The 4,520-nt window shown below is 60.8% G+C and carries 3 protein-coding genes and 2 pseudogenes (2 of these 5 only partly in view); all 5 read right to left on the reverse strand.

Annotated elements, in window-relative coordinates; translation table 11 throughout:
- A pseudogene (locus FVQ81_08430) lies at positions 1-628 on the reverse strand (cytochrome c biogenesis protein ResB); it reaches 35 nt to the left of the window's first position.
- A 114-nt stretch (positions 629-742) separates the two neighbouring features.
- Complete coding sequence (gene guaA / locus FVQ81_08435; GenBank protein ID MBW7996576.1) at positions 743-2,290, reverse strand: glutamine-hydrolyzing GMP synthase; 1,548 nt, start codon at positions 2,288-2,290, stop codon at positions 743-745.
- Positions 2,291-2,412: 122 nt separating this feature from the next.
- Positions 2,413-4,182, reverse strand: a complete 1,770-nt coding sequence (locus FVQ81_08440; protein ID MBW7996577.1) for a hypothetical protein — start codon at positions 4,180-4,182, stop codon at positions 2,413-2,415.
- A gap of 19 nt (positions 4,183-4,201) precedes the next feature.
- Positions 4,202-4,441 carry an SPOR domain-containing protein gene (locus FVQ81_08445; GenBank protein MBW7996578.1) on the reverse strand — a complete coding sequence of 80 codons (240 nt, stop codon included), beginning with the start codon at positions 4,439-4,441 and terminating at the stop codon, positions 4,202-4,204.
- A 2-nt stretch (positions 4,442-4,443) separates the two neighbouring features.
- Positions 4,444-4,520, reverse strand: a pseudogene (locus FVQ81_08450) (hypothetical protein) (it continues 265 nt past the right edge of the window).

Raw genomic sequence — 4,520 nt, forward strand, 5'->3', positions numbered from 1 at the left:
TCCACTGGAAATGCTCGAAACTGAGCATGTAGCTGACCGCCGCGCCGACAATGACCAGCACCATCGCGAGATGGCTCAGGAGCGGACCCAGCTGGCTGATCGCGCCGCGCTTGGCGTAGATCAGTTTCCTGCCGTCCCGCTCGACAGAACTGACTTTGTACCCGCCGCAGCTCAGCAGTCCGCCGATCCGCTCCGCGGCCTGCTCCACGCTCTCCGCACACTTTATCGAGCGGTTGTGTTTCTGCTCGCGGAACTTTTCCTCGGACTCGAAATAGCTCTCGCGCCGGATCAGGGCCAAGACATTGCCCAGGCGGCGGAACGAGCAGACGGAGATATTGAGGCAGATCAGCAGCAGCAGAAGGTAATACCACCAGACCGTGAACACGTGGTCCAGGCCCAGAATCAGCAGCAGGCTGCCGATCACCTGGCCGTATTTGCTGATATACAACTCCTGCATCGTGCCCATGAAGCCGCTGGGCGCGAACTGCGGCAGCAGCACGCCGATCAGACTGACCAGGGTCAGGATGATCAGCAGCGTCACGGCGGACTTCATCGAGTCCATCAGTTCCCAGAACAAGTCCACCAGTCCCTTGTTCTTTCCCCTGTCCCGCTCTTTTCCATTACTCAAAAAAACCTCTCAGACGTTATTGCGGTTTTAAGTAAAATTTATTCGAAAAACTCACCGTAGGGAATGCAACACGACTCCTGTTTGTTACAATAACCGTAATCCTACAGGTGCGGGTCATTCCCATTCGATTGTGGCGGGAGGTTTGCTGCTGATATCGTAGGCCACCCGGTTCACCCCCTCCACCTCGTTGATAATCCTGTTGGAGATCCGCGCCTGCACCTCGTGAGGCATCCTGTACCAGTCGGCGGTCATCCCGTCGCGGCTGGTGACAGCCCGCAGGGCGATCACGTTGTCGTAGGTCCGCTCATCGCCCATCACGCCCACGCTCTGCACCGGCAGCAGGACGGCGAACGCCTGCCAGATTTCAGCATAAAGACCGGCCTCGCGGATCTCGCTGTTAAAGATATCGTCGGCCTCACGAAGCACTTTCAGCCGCTGCCTGCTCACCTCGCCCAGCACGCGCACGGCCAGGCCGGGACCGGGAAACGGGTGGCGGTTCACGATTTCACCGGCCAGGCCGAGTTCCCGGCCCACGGCCCGGACCTCGTCCTTGAACAGTTCACGCAGCGGCTCGATCAGCTTGAGGTCCATCTTATCCGGCAGTCCGCCCACGTTGTGGTGGGTCTTGATCGTGGCCGAGGGCCCCTTGACGCTCACCGACTCGATCACGTCGGGGTAGAGCGTACCCTGCACCAGCCATTTGACTTCGCCCAGCTTACGGGCCTCGTCCTCGAACACGCGGATAAACGTCTCGCCGATAATCCTGCGCTTGCGCTCGGGGTCGATCACCCCGGCCAGGGCGTCGATAAAACGGTCGGCGTCGTCGACCACCACCAGGTTCAGGTGATGGTGGTTGCGGAACGTGTTCTCCACGCTGGCCGCCTCGTTCTTGCGCAGCAGGCCGTTATCGACGAAGATGCAGGTCAGGCGGTCGCCGATCGCCTTGTGGACCAGCAGGGCGGCAACAGAGGAGTCAACGCCGCCGCTGAGGCCGCAGATCACTTTCCCGCCCGCGGTCTGCTCCCTGATTTTCTCCTTGTTTTCTTCAATAAACGACCCCGGCGTCCAATCCGGCGTGAGTCCGGCAATCTTGAACAGAAAATTGGCGATCACCCGGCTGCCCTCCGGGGTATGGATCACCTCGGGATGGAACTGCACGCCGTAGAGATTCCGCTGCGAGTTGCCGATAGCGGCCACCGGGCAGTTGGGGGTGCCGGCCAGCAGACGGAACCCGTCAGGGAGTTCGTCCACCGAGTCGCCGTGGCTCATCCAGACCTGGATTTCCTCCTCGCCCTCGAACCCGGCGAACAGATCGGCGTAGTCGCCGATCCTGAGCATGGCCTTGCCGTATTCGCGTTTCTCCGTCCGCTTGATTTTCGCTTTTTCGTTGTAGCCCAGCAGCTGCATCCCGTAACAGATACCCAGCACCGGGACACCCAGGCTGAAGATAGCGGGGTCGCAGTGCGGCGAACCGTCGTCGTAGATACTGGCCGGGCCGCCGGAGAGGATAATCGCCGCCGGACCGACCTCACGCAACTTCTCAGGTGTAACGCTGTAAGGCATTATCTCACAGTACACATGCTGCTCTCGCACGGAGCGCGCAATCAACTGGCTGTACTGCGCGCCGAAATCCAGCACGATAACTGTCTGGTGCCTGTTCATCTGGTACTTCCCGGATTGACTTTAGACCCGGATACCGCCGATGATGCAAAAGACCACGCATCGGCCATGATATGAAAAAAAGAAAGGTAAGGCAGGCTGGTTGTCAGGACAAGGAGAAAATCCTAGTTGCGGGGCCTGAGGCGCTTGAGCATGTCGATCAGGTCGAAAATATCAAACCTGCCGTCTCCGTTCAGGTCGTAGCGCGCGGGATCATCGCCGTCAGGGACTCCGCGGGAGACCACGCGCAGGATCTCCAGCAGGTCGAAGATGTCGGTACGGCCGTTGCCGTCCAGGTCGGCGGCAATATCCGTGGCGGGACGCTCGACAGCCAGCGGATAAGAGGTGACCGTGAGCCCTTCCTGCTCCACGACCAGGCTGCCGGAGAGTGAATACACTTCAGGTCCGAACTCGACTAGCAGGCTGTCGGCACGGGGGTAGACCGCGGACGTATCCACGGTAACCGTCCTGAGCGCCGACACCCCGGCACTCTCCCGGCCCAGCGTGATAGTGAACGGCCTGTCAGTATCGGCCAGGCCCACGTTGTCCACGCGGAACAGAATCGACCTCCGCCGCGGAAACCCGGGCACCTCGTTGACCTGGACAATCTCGAGTTCCGGCCAGAAACCGGCGGCCCGCGCGGCGGCGAACAAGGTCGGCAGGACATTCTGAGCTATCGGCTCTATCTGGTCGGCAGGCGGCCAGAACCCCTGGCTTCTTTCGCCGATCTCGGCAGTCCAGGCGATTATTTTCCCGCCCGCGCTGTCTCCGTACTCCCAGTCGGTGAACTCGCCGTTGGCCGGGTAGTTCAAGATCGAGGTCGCGTTGCCGTGGACATAGCCGCTGCCGCCGACCAGTTTCGCGCCGATCCGGTTGAATACAGCCGAGTCTGGCGTTTCCGCGGCGATATAACTCCATGGTTTGAGCAGGGAGTTGCCATAGGCGTGGCAGTTGATCGCCACCCGGAAATTCCGACCGGAGATAAAATCGCGCATCACCCGGCTTTCCGGCTCGCTGAACGCCGAGTCGCCGCGGAAATCATTCTCGTACCAGGTCGAGTCGCTCCCGATATTATCGTAGCCCCACGCGTAGCTGAAATTGCGGTTGAGGTCCACTCCGTCCTGGTTATCCAGCGTGCCGTCACCGTTATTATCCCGCGCGTTCTTACGCCACAACCCGAACCCGCCGCCGCTGTCGTAGAGGTTCCAGTTGATCTCGAAGCCGTCGGGATTGACCACCGGTACGCAAAATATCCGCCGGTGATCCATCAGCCAGCGCACAGAGTCGTTGACCGCGTAATTATCGACCAGGTAGCGGATGAAATACAGCAGTGCCATCACGCTCATGCCCTCGCGGGCGTGAGTCAGGGAGTTGAAAAACACTTCCGGAGCGCCCTCGGACCGCTCGTGGCCCAGTTCCACCATCCAGACAGGGCGCTCCTGCAGGCTGAGCCCCACGACCGCCGTATCACCGAGCAGGGAATCGCCGGTGGAATTGCGCAGGGAATCGACAAACGCCAGAATCTCATCGGGGTTGAAATACCCGGCCATGCTGCCGGTGGCGAAACTCCCGGCCGCGGCCAGTATCGACTTCTGTGTGTTGCGCTCGACCAGGGTTCTGCCGAAATCCCGGTCCAGTACCTCCGCCCGCAGGCCGAAGTTACGGATCAGCTCCAGTTCGAGTTCCGTGGCGACAACCTCGAACCCGCCGTCAACCTGATCGAGATGTTCGAAGCCGAGAGAGTGCAGGGAGCGCGCAGTGGGTGGGTTATCGGGTGACACCCGGACCAGCATCCAGCGCAATTGCCCGACCGGAACGGTCTGGGCGGCAGGAGATACCGAAATTAAAACCAACAAAAAAAGGGCTGCGAACAGCCCTTTGGAGAGAAATCTCATCCCGTTTCCCCCGGAGGGCTCAGCGTTTTATCCCGGCCTGGACGATAAACGAGTCCGGGTATCCGTTCCTGCGCAGAAAACCCCGCAAACTCTGTGCCTCGTCCCTGGTGGCGCAGTCTCCCGCCTGGACTTTCCAGTACGGAGAGTAGAACCGGACGTAGATCGGGTAGCGGCTGCCGAACACGACCCGCGCCTTGGCGGCCAGCTCCTGGGCGCCTTCCATGTCGTTGAACGCCCCCAGCTGAACCCGGTAACCCATGATCACATCGGCGGGAGCCCGGCCCGGCGACGGCTCGGATTTCGTTTCAACGGGAGGAACGGACGGCACCGGAGGAGGC

The sequence above is a fragment of the Candidatus Glassbacteria bacterium genome (assembly GCA_019456185.1).
In the GTDB taxonomy this organism is placed as follows: domain Bacteria; phylum Gemmatimonadota; class Glassbacteria; order GWA2-58-10; family GWA2-58-10; genus JAJRTS01.

Coding starts and splice junctions, on each gene's coding strand:
- FVQ81_08445 (MBW7996578.1), bottom strand. CDS start 4,441: ATGGGTTACCGGGTTCAGCTGGGGGCGTTCAACGACATGGAAGGCGCC.
- guaA (MBW7996576.1), bottom strand. CDS start 2,290: ATGAACAGGCACCAGACAGTTATCGTGCTGGATTTCGGCGCGCAGTAC.
- FVQ81_08440 (MBW7996577.1), bottom strand. CDS start 4,182: ATGAGATTTCTCTCCAAAGGGCTGTTCGCAGCCCTTTTTTTGTTGGTT.